Annotated in this window: 15 protein-coding genes; 6 read left to right on the top strand and 9 right to left on the bottom strand. The window is 68.0% G+C overall.

Annotation, left to right across the window (positions count from 1 at the left end):
• Positions 1 to 2: 2 nt before the first annotated feature.
• The 3 genes from ACIBG5_RS03545 to ACIBG5_RS03535 are packed head-to-tail and all read right to left on the bottom strand — an operon-like array spanning position 3 to position 1,951.
• A complete protein-coding gene (locus ACIBG5_RS03545) occupies positions 3 to 680 on the bottom strand; it encodes a hypothetical protein (RefSeq protein WP_396389850.1) in 678 nt (225 codons plus the stop codon).
• Between the two features lie 51 nt (positions 681 to 731).
• On the bottom strand, positions 732 to 1,406 hold the full coding sequence (locus tag ACIBG5_RS03540) for a hypothetical protein (RefSeq protein ID WP_396389849.1): 675 nt from the start codon (positions 1,404 to 1,406) through the stop codon (positions 732 to 734).
• Positions 1,403 to 1,951, bottom strand: a complete 549-nt coding sequence (locus ACIBG5_RS03535) for a sigma-70 family RNA polymerase sigma factor (RefSeq protein WP_360439764.1) — start codon at positions 1,949 to 1,951, stop codon at positions 1,403 to 1,405. The genes ACIBG5_RS03540 and ACIBG5_RS03535 overlap by 4 nt, the downstream gene beginning before the upstream one ends.
• Before the next feature lie 73 nt (positions 1,952 to 2,024).
• On the opposite strand from ACIBG5_RS03535, the gene ACIBG5_RS03530 reads away from it, so the two are divergent.
• Together ACIBG5_RS03530 and ACIBG5_RS03525 are read left to right on the top strand one after the other, a co-directional pair.
• Positions 2,025 to 3,542 carry a TldD/PmbA family protein gene (locus tag ACIBG5_RS03530; protein ID WP_396389848.1) on the top strand — a complete coding sequence of 506 codons (1,518 nt, stop codon included), beginning with the start codon at positions 2,025 to 2,027 and terminating at the stop codon, positions 3,540 to 3,542.
• Positions 3,539 to 4,948 (top strand): metallopeptidase TldD-related protein, encoded by a 1,410-nt coding sequence (locus ACIBG5_RS03525; RefSeq protein WP_396389847.1) that lies wholly within the window; start codon positions 3,539 to 3,541, stop codon positions 4,946 to 4,948. The genes ACIBG5_RS03530 and ACIBG5_RS03525 overlap by 4 nt, the downstream gene beginning before the upstream one ends.
• A gap of 69 nt (positions 4,949 to 5,017) precedes the next feature.
• Here ACIBG5_RS03525 and ACIBG5_RS03520 read toward each other — a convergent pair whose 3' ends face one another.
• Positions 5,018 to 5,437: a DUF805 domain-containing protein gene (locus ACIBG5_RS03520; RefSeq protein ID WP_396389846.1), complete on the bottom strand. Its 420-nt coding sequence runs from the start codon at positions 5,435 to 5,437 to the stop codon at positions 5,018 to 5,020.
• Between the two features lie 162 nt (positions 5,438 to 5,599).
• The gene (locus ACIBG5_RS03515; RefSeq protein ID WP_396389845.1) at positions 5,600 to 6,268 is read right to left on the bottom strand and encodes a class I SAM-dependent methyltransferase; all 669 of its coding nucleotides are present in this window, start codon (positions 6,266 to 6,268) and stop codon (positions 5,600 to 5,602) included.
• 279 nt (positions 6,269 to 6,547) lie between these two features.
• Between ACIBG5_RS03515 and ACIBG5_RS03510 the strand changes: the two genes are divergently transcribed.
• Both ACIBG5_RS03510 and ACIBG5_RS03505 read left to right on the top strand, forming a co-directional pair.
• Complete coding sequence (locus ACIBG5_RS03510) at positions 6,548 to 8,080, top strand: PfkB family carbohydrate kinase (protein ID WP_396389843.1); 1,533 nt, start codon at positions 6,548 to 6,550, stop codon at positions 8,078 to 8,080.
• 4 nt (positions 8,081 to 8,084) lie between these two features.
• Entirely contained in the window at positions 8,085 to 9,569 is a 1,485-nt protein-coding gene (locus ACIBG5_RS03505) for a PfkB family carbohydrate kinase (RefSeq protein ID WP_396389842.1), read from the top strand.
• A gap of 16 nt (positions 9,570 to 9,585) precedes the next feature.
• Here ACIBG5_RS03505 and ACIBG5_RS03500 read toward each other — a convergent pair whose 3' ends face one another.
• A complete protein-coding gene (locus tag ACIBG5_RS03500; protein WP_396389841.1) occupies positions 9,586 to 10,551 on the bottom strand; it encodes a hypothetical protein in 966 nt (321 codons plus the stop codon).
• 362 nt (positions 10,552 to 10,913) lie between these two features.
• Between ACIBG5_RS03500 and ACIBG5_RS03495 the strand changes: the two genes are divergently transcribed.
• Complete coding sequence (locus tag ACIBG5_RS03495) at positions 10,914 to 11,069, top strand: hypothetical protein (RefSeq protein ID WP_165553780.1); 156 nt, start codon at positions 10,914 to 10,916, stop codon at positions 11,067 to 11,069.
• A gap of 75 nt (positions 11,070 to 11,144) precedes the next feature.
• Positions 11,145 to 12,539 carry an amidase gene (locus tag ACIBG5_RS03490; RefSeq protein ID WP_396389840.1) on the top strand — a complete coding sequence of 465 codons (1,395 nt, stop codon included), beginning with the start codon at positions 11,145 to 11,147 and terminating at the stop codon, positions 12,537 to 12,539.
• Here ACIBG5_RS03490 and ACIBG5_RS03485 read toward each other — a convergent pair.
• The 3 genes from ACIBG5_RS03485 to ACIBG5_RS03475 are packed head-to-tail and all read right to left on the bottom strand — an operon-like array spanning position 12,536 to position 16,064.
• A complete protein-coding gene (locus ACIBG5_RS03485; RefSeq protein WP_396389839.1) occupies positions 12,536 to 14,245 on the bottom strand; it encodes an IucA/IucC family protein in 1,710 nt (569 codons plus the stop codon). The two genes, ACIBG5_RS03490 and ACIBG5_RS03485, sit on opposite strands and share 4 nt — an antisense overlap.
• Positions 14,242 to 15,537, bottom strand: coding sequence for a lysine N(6)-hydroxylase/L-ornithine N(5)-oxygenase family protein (locus tag ACIBG5_RS03480; RefSeq protein ID WP_396389838.1), 1,296 nt, complete (start codon positions 15,535 to 15,537; stop codon positions 14,242 to 14,244). The genes ACIBG5_RS03485 and ACIBG5_RS03480 overlap by 4 nt, the downstream gene beginning before the upstream one ends.
• On the bottom strand, positions 15,534 to 16,064 hold the full coding sequence (locus tag ACIBG5_RS03475) for a GNAT family N-acetyltransferase (RefSeq protein WP_396389836.1): 531 nt from the start codon (positions 16,062 to 16,064) through the stop codon (positions 15,534 to 15,536). The genes ACIBG5_RS03480 and ACIBG5_RS03475 overlap by 4 nt, the downstream gene beginning before the upstream one ends.
• Positions 16,065 to 16,078: the final 14 nt, after the last annotated feature.

The following is a 16,078-nucleotide window of genomic DNA, read 5'->3' as shown; positions in this document are numbered from 1 at the left end:
TTCTACTCGGCGTCGACGAGCTGCCAGTCGCGGCGCTTCGGGAGCAGGCGGATAGCGAGTACTGCGACCAGTGCGCCGATCAGGACGCCGGGGATGATCCAGCGCCAGCCGGTGAGGACGCCCGTCGACGCGGTCTGAGCCTGTGGGGGTGCCGCCGGCGCGGTGGTCGGAATGGGCTCGGTCGCCGGAGCGGGGGCCGGTTCGAGATTCCAGTCCATGCTGGTCGGGCCGCCGAACGACCCTGGTTGCTCCTGCTGGCTGGGCAGCAGTCTGAGGGAGCCGAGCAGCTTCAGCAGAGCGGCCGGGTCGGTTGAGGTGTGCCAGGTGGGTTGGGCCGGCATCGTCTTACCGTCGAGCGTCTCGGTCGTGGCGATCCACGGACCGCCCTCGACGTTCGGGTAGATGATGTCGAGCCGCCAGACGGACATGTCGTGGATCATCCAGGCAGCGCGGACGAACGCACCGGCATCGTGCCGCTCATCCCCGACCGCCGGCTTCGATCCGGCGACCTGCGTCAGTCGCTGGAGCTCTTCGTAGGCACGGTCGTCGTAGCCGACCGCCGCCACCCGTGGTGGGGCGCTGAGCAGGACGCTGGTCGGGCCGCCTGCGTCTGCAGGTGCGGCTCCGACTGCGGCGACGGCGATCACGGCGGCAAGCAGTGCGAGCGTACGGCGGACCATGGCGGCTCTCCCTGGAAAGACGAGGACTCACCGCTGATACACCGCCGGTCGCTAGGAGGTTCCGCGAGCCAACTCGACCGCTCTGGTCTTGTCGGGCGCTCCCTCGAGCCGGAACGTCACCCCGTTGCTGACCCAGACCAGAGTGGGGCCGGCCACGCGGACACGCTGCTCCACGCCGTGCTCGTCCTCCAGCACGAGCTCATGCGGGGTCTTGAACCAGTAGCCGTTGATGTCCCGCACGTACTCCAGGCTGTCGTAGTACTTCTTCAGGTACAGCGGCGACACCTCGGCCCGGAACTGCTCCAGCCGGATCCCACTCTCCCAGCTGATCGCCACGAAGCCCTTTGATGCCTCAACACCCTTGGGAGCACCCAGCGGTTGCGGCAGCGCCGGCTTGAACCCGGCGATCCGCTCCGCCTCCTCCAACGACAGCTGACCGTTGACTCCAGGCGCTGGCGGCGCACTGGTCGGGCCGGTGCCGACCGGACGAGCCTGCACTCCCCCGATGTTCAGCCACTCCGCCACCGTCGCACGGACCGGCGGCGTCAGCGCTGCACCCGCGATCAGCACGAGGAAGCCGGCCACGAACGCACGCCACCGGTCCCGCAACCGCCTCCGCACAGGTACGTCGGCCACCCGGGACAGCACTGCGGTTGCCAGCCCCTCGTCCACCGGAGGTACGACGGCAGAACGTCCGAGGACCCGTAGCTCGTCGTCCAAGTTCATCGCTGCACCTCCTTGTCGGGGAGTGAGGTCCGTAGCCGGCCCAGTGCGCGGTGCAGGCGGGACTTGACCGTCCCACGCGGCCAACCGAGCACCACTGCCGTCTCCTGCTCGTCCAGGTCCAACAGATAGCGACAGGTGACCACCTGCCGCATGTTGTCGGGCAGCGCACGGACAGCAGTCAGCAGCTCCTGCCGCCGCTCCAGGGTGACCGCGTGCTCGGCCGGATCCAGTACGACGTCCAACGGCGCGGCCAGCTCCTCACGGCGGGACCGGCGGCTGCGGGACCGGACGACGTTGCGCGTCTCGTTCGCTACGATGCGCAGCAGCCACGGCCGGAACGCCGACCCCTCCCGGAACCCACCAAGCGCCCGGTACGCCTTCACGAACGCCTCCTGGACCACATCGTCCGCGTCCGCACCGGCGCCGAGGAAGACCGCAGTGCGTTTGGCCACCTGGGCATGCCGCAGTACCAGCTCGCCGTACGCGGCCGACTCACCACCACGCACCCGAGCCAGAATCTCCGCCTCGTCGCCCTGGCTGATCACGCCTCCAGTCAGTTTCCAGACATTGTGACTACACCACCGGACCTTCCGCGGTTCCCGTGTATAAGGTCGGAACGTGCCAGAAGTCGATGCGTCCTTCCTCGCCCTTCCCCGTCACGAGCTCGCCGAGGCCGCGCTGCAGCGCGCCCGAGACCTCGGCGCCACCTTCGCCGAGTTCCGGCTGGAGCGGATCCGGTCCGAGTCCATCGCGTTACGCGACAGCCTGCTGGAGAGCGCCGGCGACGACGAGGACCTCGGCCTCGCGGTCCGCGTCATCCACAACGGCACCTGGGGCTTCGCCGCCGGCGTCGCGCTGACCACGGACGAGGCGGTCCAGGTCGCCGAGCAGGCCGTCAACATGGCCCAGGTCGCCCGGCCGATCAACGCCGAGCCGATCGAGCTCGCCGACGAGCCCGTGTACGACGACGTCAGCTGGGTGTCGTCGTACGAGATCGACCCGTTCAGCGTGCCGCGGGCCGAGAAGGTCGCGCTGCTCACCGACTACAGCGACCGGCTGATGAAGGCCGACGGCGTCGCTCACGTCAGCGTCCACGTCGCCTCCGTCCACGAGTGCAAGTTCTACGCCAACACCGAGGGAACGTCGTACACCCAGCAACGGGTCCGGATCGGCCCGGACATCACTGCCTACGCGGTGGACAGCGAGACCGGCCGGTTCGACTCGATGTCGAGCTGCGTGCCGCCGGCCGGCCGTGGCTGGGAGTACCTGACCGGCACCGGCTGGAACTGGGACGAGGAGCTCGCTCAGATCCCCGGCTGGCTGGCCGAGAAGATGACCGCGCCGGCCGTCGAGGCGGGCAGCTACGACCTGGTGATCGACCCGACCAACCTGTGGCTCACCATCCACGAGTCGATCGGCCACGCCACCGAGCTGGACCGCGCCCTCGGGTACGAGGCGAACTACGCCGGCACCAGCTTCGCCACCACCGACAAGCTGAACACGCTGAAGTACGGCTCACCCGTCATGCACGTCACCGGCGACCGCACCGCCGAGCACGGCCTGTCCACGGTCGGGTACGACGACGAGGGTGTGGCCGGCCAGCAGTGGGACCTGGTCAAGGACGGCACCCTGGTCGGCTACCAGGTCGACCGCCGGATGGCCAAGGTCAACGAGGATCTGCTCGGTACGCCGCGCTCCAACGGCTGCGCGTACGCCGACTCGTCCGGGCACATCCCCATCCAGCGGATGGCCAACGTGTCGTTGCAGCCGGCCCCTGACGGTCCCTCGACTGAGGAGCTGATCAGCCGGGTGAAGAACGGCATCTACATCGTCGGTGACAAGTCCTGGTCGATCGACATGCAGCGGTACAACTTCCAGTTCACCGGTCAGCGGTTCTACAAGATCACCGACGGCAAGCTGGACGGCCAGCTCCGCGACGTCGCCTACCAGGCGACCACCACCGACTTCTGGGGCTCGATGGAGGCGGTCGGCGGCCCGCAGACGTACGTCCTCGGCGGCGCGCTCAACTGCGGCAAGGCTCAGCCCGGGCAGAGCGGCGCCGTCAGCCACGGGTGCCCGTCCGCCCTGTTCCGCAGCGTCCGCATTCTCAACACCACGCAGGAGGCCGGCCGGTGACGACCGCCATTCAGCTCACTCCGCAGGACACGATCGAGCGCGGACTCGACCTGGCCGCGGCCGAGGGCGCCGACGGCTGTGTCGTCATCGTCGCCGAGACCTCCAGCGCCAACCTGCGTTGGGCCAACAACACCCTGACCACCAACGGCGCGATGCGCGGCTCAAGCGTGACCGTGATCGCGACGGTCGGCGCCGGCGAGGGTACGGCGGCCGGCATCGTCGGCCGGTCGTCGGTCACGGATGCCTCGATCGGCGACCTCGTGTCCGCGGCGGTCGCCACTGCGCGTGCGTCCAGCCCGGCCGAGGATGCCCGACCGCTCGTCGACGGCACCATCGGCGCGGACTGGGCCGCGGAGCCGGAGGAGACGACGGTCAGCGTCTACGAGAAGTTCGCCCCGGCGCTCGGCGAGACGCTGAAGAGGGCCGGCAAGGAAAGCCGCTGGCTCTACGGCTTCGCCGACCACGAGGTCACCACCCTCTACCTCGGCTCGTCCGCCGGGCTGCGGTTGCGGCAGGCACTGCCCCGCGGGTTCGTCTCCGAGACTGGCAAGTCCGGCGACCTCAGCCAGTCCGCCTGGGTCGGTGCGGCCACCCGCGACTTCGCCGACATCGACCCGTTCGCGCTCGACACCGAGCTGAACCGCCGGCTCGGCTGGGCATCGCGGACCGTGTCGGTCGATGCCGGCCGGCACCCGACGATCCTGCCGCCGGCCGCAGTCGCCGACCTGATGACGTACCTGTTCTGGCAACTCGACGGACGGGAGGCGTTCGAGGGCCGCAGCGTCTTCTCCACACCGTCCGGCGGGACGCGGATCGGCGACGCGCTGTCGTCGCAGCCGGTCAACCTGCTGTCGGATCCGCACCTGCCTGGGCTCGAGACCTTCCCGTTCGCGGTGGCCCGCTCGTCCGGCGGGGCGTCCAGCGTGTTCGACAACGGCCTCACGCTGTCCGCGACCGACTGGATTCGCGGCGGCAAGCTCGAGCACTTGATGACCAGCCGCCACACGGCCGACCTGATCGGTGCTCCGGCCGCGACACCTGGCGTCGACAACTATGTGCTGTCCGTAGACGGAGCATCCGGGTCGACCGACGACCTGGTCGCCGGGCTCGAGCACGGCCTGCTGCTCACCTGCCTGTGGTACATCCGGATGGTCGATCCGCAGACGTCGCTGCTCACCGGCCTGACCCGCGACGGCGTCTACCTGGTCGAGAATGGTGAGGTGACCGGTGCCGTGAACAACTTCCGCTTCAACGAGAGCCCGGTCGACCTGCTCGCCCGGTTCAGCGCCGCGGGGGCAACGGTTCCGTCGTTCTCGCGCGAGTGGGGCGACTACTTCTCGCGGACCGCGACCCCGCCGCTGCTGGTGCCCGACTTCAACATGTCGAGCGTCAGCCAGGCCAGCTGACATCCATTCCGGACGCGGAACGCCCCGCGAACCCTCTCGGGTTCGCGGGGCGTTCGGCGTGTCTACGGATCAGACCGTGGGGTAGCCAGGCTCAGCCGGACCGGCGCCCGGCTGACCGAACCGCTCGGCCGCCTTGGGGTCCGGACCATGCTGGTTGTCACCCACCGTGCCCTCCTGCGCCGCCAGCACGATGAACCAGATCCAGCCGATGCAGGGGATCAGGTTGATCAGGATCCACCAACCGCTGCGGTTCGTGTCGTGCATGCGCCGGATGGCGACACCGATCGAGGGCAGCAGCACCGCGAGGCTGTAGATCGAGGAGAGGATTCCACTGCCACCGTTGCCGTAGTCCGTACCGATGATCCGGTCCACGATGCCCAGGATGATCGAGGCGATCACGTTGAACAGGACGAACATCCAGTACTCTTTGCGCCGCGCCCGGCCGCTGAACACGGCGTACTTCTTGAGGACGTCGATATACCACTGCATTGCTGATCTCCGATGGTCGAAGGTAAGACGCCGACAGAGCCTGTCGGATACTGAACTGCTGCGTCAATCCAACGTTTCGGATTGGTGACCACACCGCAACCTGGCACGCCGCTGCTTGAGCGAACTTCACCTTTTCGGAACCGGCAACAGTTAGAGCCGGCTTCAGGTTGCGGGCTTGACCAGCGTGACCCGCCACATCCGCAGCGGCCGCGGGCCTTCGTCGTACGGCGTCTCGTCGTCGAGCCGCCAGCGGTCGGCCAGTTCCTGGATCAGCGGCTGGTCGAAGAACCGGCCGACGAACCCGTCGTGCACGGCCAGGCCCTCCTCGAGTTCTTGCCAGTGGCCCGCACACGGGTCATCGGCCGACCACACGGCGTACACGAAGAGTCCGCCGGGGCAGAGGACGCGGTAGATCTCGGACACCAGGGAGCGCAGTTCGGCGCGGGAGAGGGCCATGTTCAGCAGCAGGTTCGCGAACACCGCGTTGACGGTGGCGTCGGCGGGCGGCAACGGATCGCGGACGTCGTGCAGCGCGGCGGTGACGCGGTCGTCGAGGCCCTCACGCTGGGCTTCCAGCCGCAGCTGGTCCAGCGCGGACTCGCTGAAGTCCGTCGCGTGCACGCTGAATCCCTGTCTGGCCAGGAAGAACGCGTCCCGGCCGTGCCCGGCGCCGAGCTCCAGCACGTCATCGATGCCTGCGGCACCGAACACCTCCGCGGCCCACTGCGCCGCCGCGGACGGCTCCGAACCGTGCAGCTGCGGATGATCTGCGTAGGCCCGCTGCCAACGCTCCTGCTGAGCTCTCGCGAGCTCGACATGCCCAGTCTTCATCTTGCTCCCCGTGGTCGTCTCGCCGGTCTGGACAACCGGCAGACCGCAGCAGCCTACGTCACAACCAGGTCCGGCCCCAGTCCAGCGGCGGAGCGACCGCCGTTACTTGCTTACAGCAATAACTTTCGGTGGAGCCAGGGCGACGCCGGTGCCCGACCACTCTTCGTGACCACCGCGTCCGGTGCCGGGCGCCGACCAGGCCCGCCGACGCGCGGCCCGGGTTCCGCAGTGGCCCCCCGGTCCGCATACTTGGAGCGAAGACCACGACCCGGGGGCCGGATGACGAACAGCAGCGACAAGCAGACAGCCGCCGTGCTGCTGATCGCCAGCGTGCTCGAGAAACTCCGAACCCATGACGGCCTGACCGTTGCCCGGCTCAAGGCCGGCCAGGTGAGCGCCACCCAGCCTCTGCTGCAACTCGCGGCAACCCGCAGGTTCGCGTCCGTCCACGACCTCGACCTGCCGTCGGCAGCCTTCGATCTGGTCGTGAATTGTGTCGGTGACGACCTCAAGGGCACGCAGCAGATCGTCGCCGACGCGATCCTCGCGCTCGGCGTGCATGCCACGACGTACGCCGAGGCGGGCCTCAACGAGCGCGTCATCCGCTTGCTCTACGCCCCGTCGGTCGGCCCCCGCCGCGAGACCCTGCTGAACAACTGGCACGCCCTGCACAGGGCCCTGGGTCACGAGCCCGGCGAGGCCCCGAGCGACCGCTACCTCCGCGGTACGACGGAGTCCGCCGTACTGCGCGAGCTCGCGAACCAGCTCATCCGCCGAGACATCTACTCGGTCGGCTCCAAGACCGTGATCATGCTCGACGCCACCCCGGCGCCGGACGCCGCCGCCACCGGCCGCGTCATCGTCGTCGGCGGCGCGGTCATGGACGCCACCTTCCGCACCAAGGTCCTACCCGCACCAGAGAGCTCGAGTGAGGCGTTCGGCTTCGACCTCTCCCCCGGCGGCAAGGGCTTCATGCAAGCGATCGCAGCCGCGCGGCTGGGGCTCAAGACCTCCCTGATCGCCGCGGTCACCGACGACCGTTTCGGCGACGAGATCCTGCAGGCCCTGGAGGACGAACGCGTCGACATCTCGCTGGTGAAGCGGGTGCACGATCGCCGGACGCCCTTCACCGGTGTGTTCGAGCGAGGCCTGGGCGACAGCATCGCGGTCAACTGGCGGAACGAGAAGGAAGTCTTCCTCTCGCCGGAAGATATGGACGACCGGTACGACAGCCTGGCCGGATGCGACGCTCTGCTGACGACCTTCGAGGTACCCCGCGAGACCATGCAGCACACGCTGGACTTGGCCCATCGCGACCCCGGCCACCGGCCGGTGGTGATCGTCACCCCAGGCCAGCCGTACACCGACGAACGCATCTCCCGAGACACCTTCGCCCGCATCGACTATTTGGTGGCGCACCCCTGGGAGCTGGGTCATTTCGCCCCGCAGGGCGATGGACCGCTCGATCCGGACCCGGTAGCGCGAAACCTGCTCGCCGTCGGTGTGGACACCCTCTGCATGCTGGTCAACGGAGGCTGCACCGTCTACTCGAGTATCGCCCACGATGTGATGGCCGTGCCGACGATCCCGTCCATCTACAAGGAGTCCTCCGCCGCACGCGACGCCTTCTGCGCCGCTCTGGCCGCGTGGCTCATCGACTACGACCGCGAGTTCACCCTGGACACGGCCGTCTGGGCCGCGGCCGCCATGTCGTGCGCCGCGGCCGACTTCCCGCTCTCCAACTCCATGCCCACCCGCCAACGCATCGACGCGCTGAGGGCCCGCATCTCGACGGCCGAGGAGACCCGCTAGACCGATGGCCGAACAGTTCCCGCCCACCGCTCCGGACCCCTCCCTGCTCGTCGCGGTCTTCGAATACTTCAGGAAGGGTGCGGGGCTGAGCGCCGGCCGTCTGGTGGGTGACAGGAGGGCAGCCCCACTGCTCCGCCTGCCGGCAGTCCAGCGCGATGCGCCGGACACCGAGGCCATGGGTGCCACAGCCTTCCGGCTCGTCGTGGAAGCCGTGGGGAGTCTTGACGTGACCGACCAGGTGGTCGCCGCTGTCGCGTTGGGGCTGGGGATCCACCTTGACGCGTATGCGAACGCCAATGTGTCCGCGCAGATCCTTCACAACCTTCGCAGTACGTCGGTGACGACGCGTCGTAGGGCGCTGCGGGAACACTGGTCGAGCTTGCATCTGGCGCTGGGAGCCATCGCGTCTGGGGCGCCGAGCGACCGCTACCTCCGCGGTCAACTGGAGCCGGAGGTCTTCGAGAAGCTCGCGAGACTCGTCGTCGCTCCTGCGGCTCCCGAACCTTCACCAACGAGCCAACCTGACAGTCATCGACCGCCGAGCCAGAGGAAGGTGGTCGTCGTCGGCGGAGTCGCCATCGATCACATCTGGCGGGTCGACCAGATCCCTGAGGTCGAAACCTCGACGCTCGCGTCGACCTACGTCCGGACCCCCGGAGGCAAGGGCCTCACCCAGGCGATCGCGACAGCCCGGATGGGACTCGACGTCGCCTTGATCGCGGCCGTCACGGACGATCCCGACGCCGGCGAGATCACCGACCGTCTCACCACCGCCGGTGTCGACCTCGCATTGCTGCAGCGGATTCCAGGGTTGCGAACCGGGCAGACCGGCATCCACGAACGGCCTCGGGGCGAGAGCAATGCGGCAGCATGGCGAGGCTCCGCGCACCTCACCCTCGACCACATGGAAAAGCATGCCCAGGCGATCGCGGGCTGCGACGTTCTGATGGTCACCTTCGAGATCCCCAAGCCCGTGCTCTACCGCACCCTGGACATCGCGAGATCCGCCGGCCGATCCCCGCTCATCATCGTCACTCCTGGTCAGCCCTACCCGGACGGCACCGTCTCCATCGAGCACCTGAGCGAGATCGACTACCTCGTCGCGCACCTGTGGGAGTTGGAGAAGTTCCCCAGGTCCCCGGAAGCGCGCTACGACGCGCAGTTGCTCAGCCAGGAACTGCTCGAACAACGCGTGAAGACACTGTGCATCCTGGACAATCACGGTGGGGCGATCTATCCGCACGGATCAGTACGGCCGATTTCCACGCCGCCGATCGTCAGCCTCAAGGAGGGGTCGATCACGCGTGACGTGTTCTGCGCCGCGCTCGCCCTCAACCTGTCCGACGGGCGCCCACTGACCGACGAGGTGATCGAGTGGGCCAGCATGGCGATGACCTGTTTCGCCGACGACTACCGTTCGCAGTTGGCACCGACCACACCGACCCGGGAGCGGGTCGAGCGGGAGATAGCGCTCCGCGGCAACCGCTGACTGACTCAGGGAGCAGTCATCGGCGCAGGCGGCGCCGCTCGGCGGGCTCGACCGCGATGGTCTCCCCGCGCAGCCGGCAGCAGAAGATCATCGAGTCGAGGAGTCTGGCCCGGCTCCGCTCGAACTTGCCGTCCGGATAAGCCCGGCTGAGCTCGGCCAGGTTCGCCCCACCGAAGCGGGCGCGGAGCTGACGTGGACTCACGTAGACGCCGTCGATGTACAAATAGGGCCGCGCCTCGATCGACATCCATTGCTGCCAGTTGGCCGCCCGGTAGCTCGCACCGGTGAATCCCAGATTCGGATCGACCGCCGTGGTCAGCAGTTGTGCGCCGGGAATCTCGGTCCGGATCACCTGCCGGACCCGCGCCAGCAGATACGAGATGGCATTCGCCGGGGCGACGTCGAAGGAATACACCCGGGACACGTCCCAGGTCGCTCCCTGCGGCACCGCGAATTGGGTCTCGAGTTGCCGTCCGACCCGCGTCCACTCCAGCGGAGACAGGCTGCACAGGGTTACCGGGAGACTACTCACGGGATCAATCAAAGCGAAGTTCAGTGACCCCGGCCGGGCGCTGCGCAGGTAATGCAGCCGACTGAAGACTTGATCCGCTTCGGCGTTCCGGAGCCGGACGAAACGCAGGTCGGACAACAAATACTTGTCCTTCGGAATGAGCTTGCTGATATCGCGTTGATCCCGCTGCAGCCGGCCGGCGTTCCGGTTCAGTTCGGCGATGACCTGCGGCCGCCCGACCGTGCCGTCCCACCTGGCCAGCCGCGGCAGGTGGAGCAGGGCGCGAACACCCAGCGCGCGGCCCGAAACGTCGTGCCTGCGCACAGCGTCGGCCAGCAGGTCGGCGAACCCCGGAGCGTGCCTTCGGCAATCATCGAGCGAAAGCCTGTCGACCGGAGACGCTGGACCTGCTGGAACGGGAGGCGGTGGGACGACCGCGGGGACCGCCGGGCCGGCGGCGCTGATCACCACACCGGAATGCTATCCGACGGTTGGCGCGTCGCCGCAACTCCCAACCTGAGAAAGTTTTGGCGGCGTGTTGGCAGGCGGGCTGCCAATTGGCAGCCGATGTTTGCCAACTGGCGATATCGATACGCCAACCGCCGTCAGCGTACGCCTGCTGGCAGCCAACCCCGCAGGGGCGCCGCCGCGACGCTGCCAAAATCATGTCCGGACAAAGAATTCCGTGCCAAATTATCTGGATTGACAACCGTTTGTCATGACGTTCACTGAAAGCGTAATCAGTTACGCCGAACCGCCGACTCACTCTAACCGGTGAGCGGCAAATGACAAGTCATCAAAAGGAAGTGAATCGAAGGAAAAGAGGAAACGCCATGCCTCCCAACGAATTCGTCGCAACCGTCGTCGTGCTGGCCAGTGCGGTGCTCCTGATCTCCTTCTGGAAGCAGATCCTGTTCATTCTGCTCTTCGGCGTCGTGATGGTCTTCTGCTTCGGCCTCTACAACGTCGCCACCGCCATGGGGCGCTGACCGGCAGCGCTGCCGCGCACCTCTCGACACCCGCCCGGGATCCCCGGGCGGGTATTTTTTCGTAGGCTCGCAGACGTGAGTGACTCCGCCGCGGACCTCAGCCTGACCGAGGTGCTCCAATTACTGGGGCAACGGAAACTCTCGGCGCGCGAACTCGTCGAGGATTGTCTGCGCCGCATCGACCTGGGCGAACCCGCGGTCCGGGCATTCGTCACCCTTACTCCCGATCTCGCCCTCGACGCCGCATTTCGCGCCGACGAAGCCCGCGCATCCGGCGATCGGGTCGGACCGCTGGCCGGCGTACCAGTGGCAGTGAAGGACGTCTTCCTCACCAAAGGAGTCCTCACCACCGCGGGCAGCCAGGTGCTGGCGACCTACGTCCCGGCCGAGGACGCCGCCGTGTGGGAGCGGCTGTCCGCGGCCGGTGCAGGCCTGCTCGGGAAGACCACGACCCACGAGTTCGCCTACGGGACCGCGTCGACGCCGACGGCCAACCCGTGGGACGTACGTCGTACGCCGGGTGGATCCTCCGGCGGATCGGCGGCCGCACTCGCCGGTCGGATGGCCCCGATCGCCACCGGCACCGACACTGGCGGCTCGCTCCGCATCCCCGCCGCAGCCTGCGGCGTCTGCACCCTGCGCAGCACTCCAGGCCGCATCTCCCGGTACGGCGTGATCCCGCTCAGCCCGTCCTTCGACGTCGCCGGCCCGATGGCCCGCCGCATGCTCGACATCTCGATCCTGATGGGGGTCCTGGCCGGCCACGACCCCCGCGACCCCGCGACTCGCGACGAACCCTGCCCGCCGTACCCCTTGGAATCCCCGCACGACCTCAGCGGCGTCCGCATCGGGCTTCCGACCGAGATGTCCTGGCAGCAGGTCGACGACCGCATCGCCGTTGTCTGCCATGAGGCTCTGGGCCTGTTGGCAGCCCGCGGCGCCCAATTGGTCGAGGTCGAGAACCCGGCGAACACCAAGGTCGTCCTGGAGAAGTCCATCGGTGTCTTCGACACGATCACCGAGAGCGAGGCGCACCAGATCCACGACGCCCTCGAACCCCACAGCCATCTCTACACACCCCAGGTCCGCGAACGAGTCCGCAAAGGCGAACGCGTCAGCCCAGAGCGGTACGCCGAAGCCCTCCGTCTCCGAGCCGGCTGGGCCAACGACTGGCGAGGCATCATGGCCGCCCACGGACTCGACGCGATCGCCCACCCCACCATCGACGCCGCCCCACCCCTGATCGACCCCAACGGCCCCCCGAAGGGCCCGAAGATCCGTCTCTCCACTCCCTGGTCCGTCGCCGGCTTCCCCGCCCTCAGCGTCCCCGCCGGCTTCGACAAACGAGGCCTACCAGTGGGCCTCTCCCTAGCCGCCCTCCCCGAACGCGAGGCTGACCTACTAGGCCTGGCCCTGGTAATAGACGAAGAACTACAGCTCTGGCGCCACGGCCCGCCGACGCGCTTCTAGTGGAGCGGTTCGGCCGTGTGCAGTGGGTTGGCGATGCGGCCGGTGGTGGGGATTGGGGGGCGGGTGTCAAGGTCGGTGTAGCCGAGGGTCAGGCGGTAGCCGTTGAGGGGGTTGCGGGCGAAGGTTTCCGCGGTGAGGGCAGTGGCTGCCAGGCGGTCGGCGTACTCGGGATGGGTGGTGGTGTAGAGGTCGACCTCGCCGCGGGTCAGGCCCCAGAACTCTTCTGGTGGGATGAGTTCGAGGTCGGCGAGGGGGTTGAGGACGCCGAGGAGCAGGGCGTCGACGAGGTACTGGCGGAGGATGTGCCAGGGTTTGCGGGGCAGGACGCGGTCGTGCGAGTCCGGCTCGATGCCTCGGGCAAGTACCTGCTCGGTGGAGACGTTGATGTCGTCGACCAGGTCCTTGATCACCAGGCGAGCGGGGAGGCCTTCGGGACCGCAGATGATGGCCAGGTTCTCGCCATGGGGGTTCACGGTGATTCCGTAGTGGTGCATCAGGTGGAGCAGTGGGCGGAGGAGCGTGCCGATGAGGTGACTGATCCAGGTGCGGGCGTCGGTGCCGGCGCGGGCGATCATCTCCTCGACCAGACCGGGATGCAGTACTGCGGCCAGCGGCCAGACAGTCTCGCCCGGCTGGAGACGCGGGTCCACCGGGTCTCGCCAGATGCAGCCGAGGGTCTCGGTCCACTGGTACGGGATGCCGGGAGCACTGGACAGCTGCGGATGGCGCACGGTCACAGACGCGACCTCACCGAGCAGTTCGGTGCCGAGACGGCCCAGCACCTCATCGCGGTACCAGAGTCCGCGCAGCCACTGGGTGACCATCGGCGCAGCCAGCGTGCAGTGCTCCGGGATGCCGCGATACACCGAGGTGTTCAGGATCTTCAGCGGCAGCTTCACCTGGTAGCGCAGCGGCTGGGTGATGTTCACCATCGTCCGGATCGACTGGGTCGGCAGGTACTCGTCCGGCCCCTCCCCCAGGACGACAATCTCGCCAGCGGCCAGCTCACGCGCCCACTGCGTCCGTACGACGTGGTCCAGCTGCCATGGATGGCACGGGAGCCACACGTACGAGTCCGGGTCGACCAACTGGCCGCGGAACGCCTCCAGCGCGTCAGGACCCAGCTCACGCCCTACCACCGAGTGCTCCGACAGGTCCGGCGTACCACGGAACTCCGCGAGCCCCCGGCGTACGGCGAGCCAGGTCAGACGCAGCGGAGTACGTGCCTCAGGCGCGTACCGCAGGCTGTCCTCCGCGGAGAACCACAGCCGGCCCTTGTTGGCCACCAGCAACGGGTGCCCGGTCAGATGCCCCTCCACCCGGCTGTGGTGCAACTCCAGCAGCTCAGCAGGCGCTACCGCAGTAGATGCCATCCGTACGTCGGCAGCCAGCGTGCTGGCTAGCTCCGCGACGTACCCGGCCACCGTCGGTCCGTCGAGTCCGAGTACGTCGGCCGCGTCGACGAGGAACTGCACTGGGTCAACGGCGACCTCGCTCTCGTCGTTGCCCAGGATCCCCGCAGTCGTACGCCAGACCGAGTCCGACGCGACCCGCCAGCTTCCGAAGGCGCCGCGCGTCGCGGTGAACGTGTAGGAGACGTTGCCGAGGTCCAGCCGGTTGTCGACCGGTTGGAGCAGGTTCTCGGTGCAGAACTGCGAGATCACTTTCGCCAGCAGCTCTGCCGAACAGCGATTCCAGTCACTCATCCGGGGATCGCGAACGTCGTGAAGGCGGTGGACTTCGGCAGCCGGAACACCTCGCGCCCGGCGACGCTGTTGAGGATGGTGGCGTTGCGGATGGCACCGATCCCGAGGTCCGGCGCCGCGACACCATGGCTGTGCAGGTCCGCGTTCGCCACGAAGAGCCGGCCGGCCAGTGCGCTGTCGGTCGCCACACTGTGGTCCCGATTGATCATCCAACGCCCGGCCGCGTCGCGGCGTACCTGGTCCTCGAGAGTGGCCATGAACGGCAGCGGGCGATTGCGATAGCCGGTGGCCGCCACCACAGCGTCGCAGTGGTGCTGGAAGGTCTTGCCACTGTCCGCGTGCTGCAGCGTCATCTCGATGCCGTCAGCACGGGCCACGGCGGACACGACTGCTACACCGCACTGCAGCTCGACCGGCGCGGCAGTGAGGTCCCGCGCGTAGAGCACATCGTGGATGTCGTCGAGGGTCTCCGACGAGATGCCCTTGTAGTGCCGCCACTGCTCCTCGACCAGCTTGTCGCGGGTCGTCTCGTCCAGTGCGTGGAAGTAGTCGACGTACGACGGCGTGGTCATCTCCAGCACGATCTTCGAGTAGTCCAGCGGCGCGAACGACGGTGTCCGGGTCAGCCACGACACGGCAGGGCCACCGTCGGCGTTGGCCCGTAGCAAATCGAGCGCACACTCCGCACCGGACTGACCGGACCCGACAACTGTTACCCGCCCTGCCCGCAGGAGGTCGTCGCGGCGGAAGAGGTAGTCCGCCGAGTGCAGGAAGCGTTCCTCGGGCAGTCCGGCCAGTGCAGCAGGCGCCGCAGGCTCAGTACCCACGCCAACCACCAGATGCCGCGCGGCAAGCGTCTCTGTGGACTCACCACGCTCCACCGTGAGCTCGAACACCTCACCCGTCCAGGACACTTCGCTGACGTGGTGACCGAAGTGCAGCGAGTCCAACTGCGCCGCACACCACCGCAGGTACGTCTCGTACTCGCGGCGGGTCGGGTGGAACTTCTCCCGCACGTAGAACTGGTACAGCCGATCGTTGTCGCGCAGGAAGGACAGGAACGACAACCGGTGCGCCGGCTCGACCAGGCTGACCAGATCGGCCAGGAACGACACCTGCAGCATCGCGTCGCCGAACATCAGTCCGCGGTGCCAGGTGAACTCCGGCCGGCTGTCAAGCACTGCCAGCCGTACGTCGTCCAGCCCGTCGGCCAACGCGGCCAGCCCGAGGTTGAAGGGTCCACAGCCGATCGCGATCACGTCGTACGGCGTCGAATCCGGGGCGGTCTTCATGTCAGTACCTCCACGGTCCTGGTGCGGACCATCAGTAGTGCGGTCTTCTCGGGCAGCTGTAGCTCGCCCCGCTGGACGAAGCCGGCCGCGACGAACGCGCGGACGGAGGGAGTGTTGGCGATGTCGGGTTCGGCGACGACACGCTGACAGGCAGGGTCTGAGTGCAGGAGAGCGTCGGCCAGAGCGCGCAGCAGGCGGCGCCCGAGACCGCGGCCGACCCGGGTCAGGTCGCCGATGGCGACGTGGATCCCCCAGTCGTGCTCGTCACTCGGGTAGCACTCGGCCAGGCGGTCGTGCCGGACCCGATAGAGCTCGACGTACCCGAACTCCTCCGCGTCGACCGTGACCACGCACGGGACGGAGTGCTCCCCCGCGGTCTGCCGGCTGAGCTCCTGCGCCCAGTGCTCCACCGACCAGTCCTGCTGCCACCACTGCTGGATGTGTGGCTGAGCCATCCACAGCGCGATCCTGGCGGCGTCGGTGGCTTCGGCCGGGCGCAGGTCGAAGCCGTTGTCCAGGTGGAGCATCGGCCGAACGTCAC

Source organism: Kribbella sp. NPDC050241, from assembly GCF_044459685.1.
Taxonomy (GTDB): Bacteria; Actinomycetota; Actinomycetes; order Propionibacteriales; family Kribbellaceae; genus Kribbella.
The sequence above is the reverse complement of the archived record's forward strand: the minus strand, read 5'-3'. Positions and strand labels throughout refer to the sequence as shown.

What these genes read in the sequence shown, in the direction of transcription:
- ACIBG5_RS03480 (WP_396389838.1), bottom strand. Translation starts at nt 15,537, where the DNA reads ATGAAGACCGCCCCGGATTCGACGCCGTACGACGTGATCGCGATCGGC.
- ACIBG5_RS03475 (WP_396389836.1), bottom strand. Translation starts at nt 16,064, where the DNA reads ATGCTCCACCTGGACAACGGCTTCGACCTGCGCCCGGCCGAAGCCACC.
- ACIBG5_RS03515 (WP_396389845.1), bottom strand. Translation starts at nt 6,268, where the DNA reads ATGAAGACTGGGCATGTCGAGCTCGCGAGAGCTCAGCAGGAGCGTTGG.
- ACIBG5_RS03495 (WP_165553780.1), top strand. Translation starts at nt 10,914, where the DNA reads ATGCCTCCCAACGAATTCGTCGCAACCGTCGTCGTGCTGGCCAGTGCG.
- ACIBG5_RS03520 (WP_396389846.1), bottom strand. Translation starts at nt 5,437, where the DNA reads ATGCAGTGGTATATCGACGTCCTCAAGAAGTACGCCGTGTTCAGCGGC.
- ACIBG5_RS03545 (WP_396389850.1), bottom strand. Translation starts at nt 680, where the DNA reads ATGGTCCGCCGTACGCTCGCACTGCTTGCCGCCGTGATCGCCGTCGCC.
- ACIBG5_RS03485 (WP_396389839.1), bottom strand. Translation starts at nt 14,245, where the DNA reads ATGAGTGACTGGAATCGCTGTTCGGCAGAGCTGCTGGCGAAAGTGATC.
- ACIBG5_RS03505 (WP_396389842.1), top strand. Translation starts at nt 8,085, where the DNA reads ATGGCCGAACAGTTCCCGCCCACCGCTCCGGACCCCTCCCTGCTCGTC.
- ACIBG5_RS03540 (WP_396389849.1), bottom strand. Translation starts at nt 1,406, where the DNA reads ATGAACTTGGACGACGAGCTACGGGTCCTCGGACGTTCTGCCGTCGTA.
- ACIBG5_RS03510 (WP_396389843.1), top strand. Translation starts at nt 6,548, where the DNA reads ATGACGAACAGCAGCGACAAGCAGACAGCCGCCGTGCTGCTGATCGCC.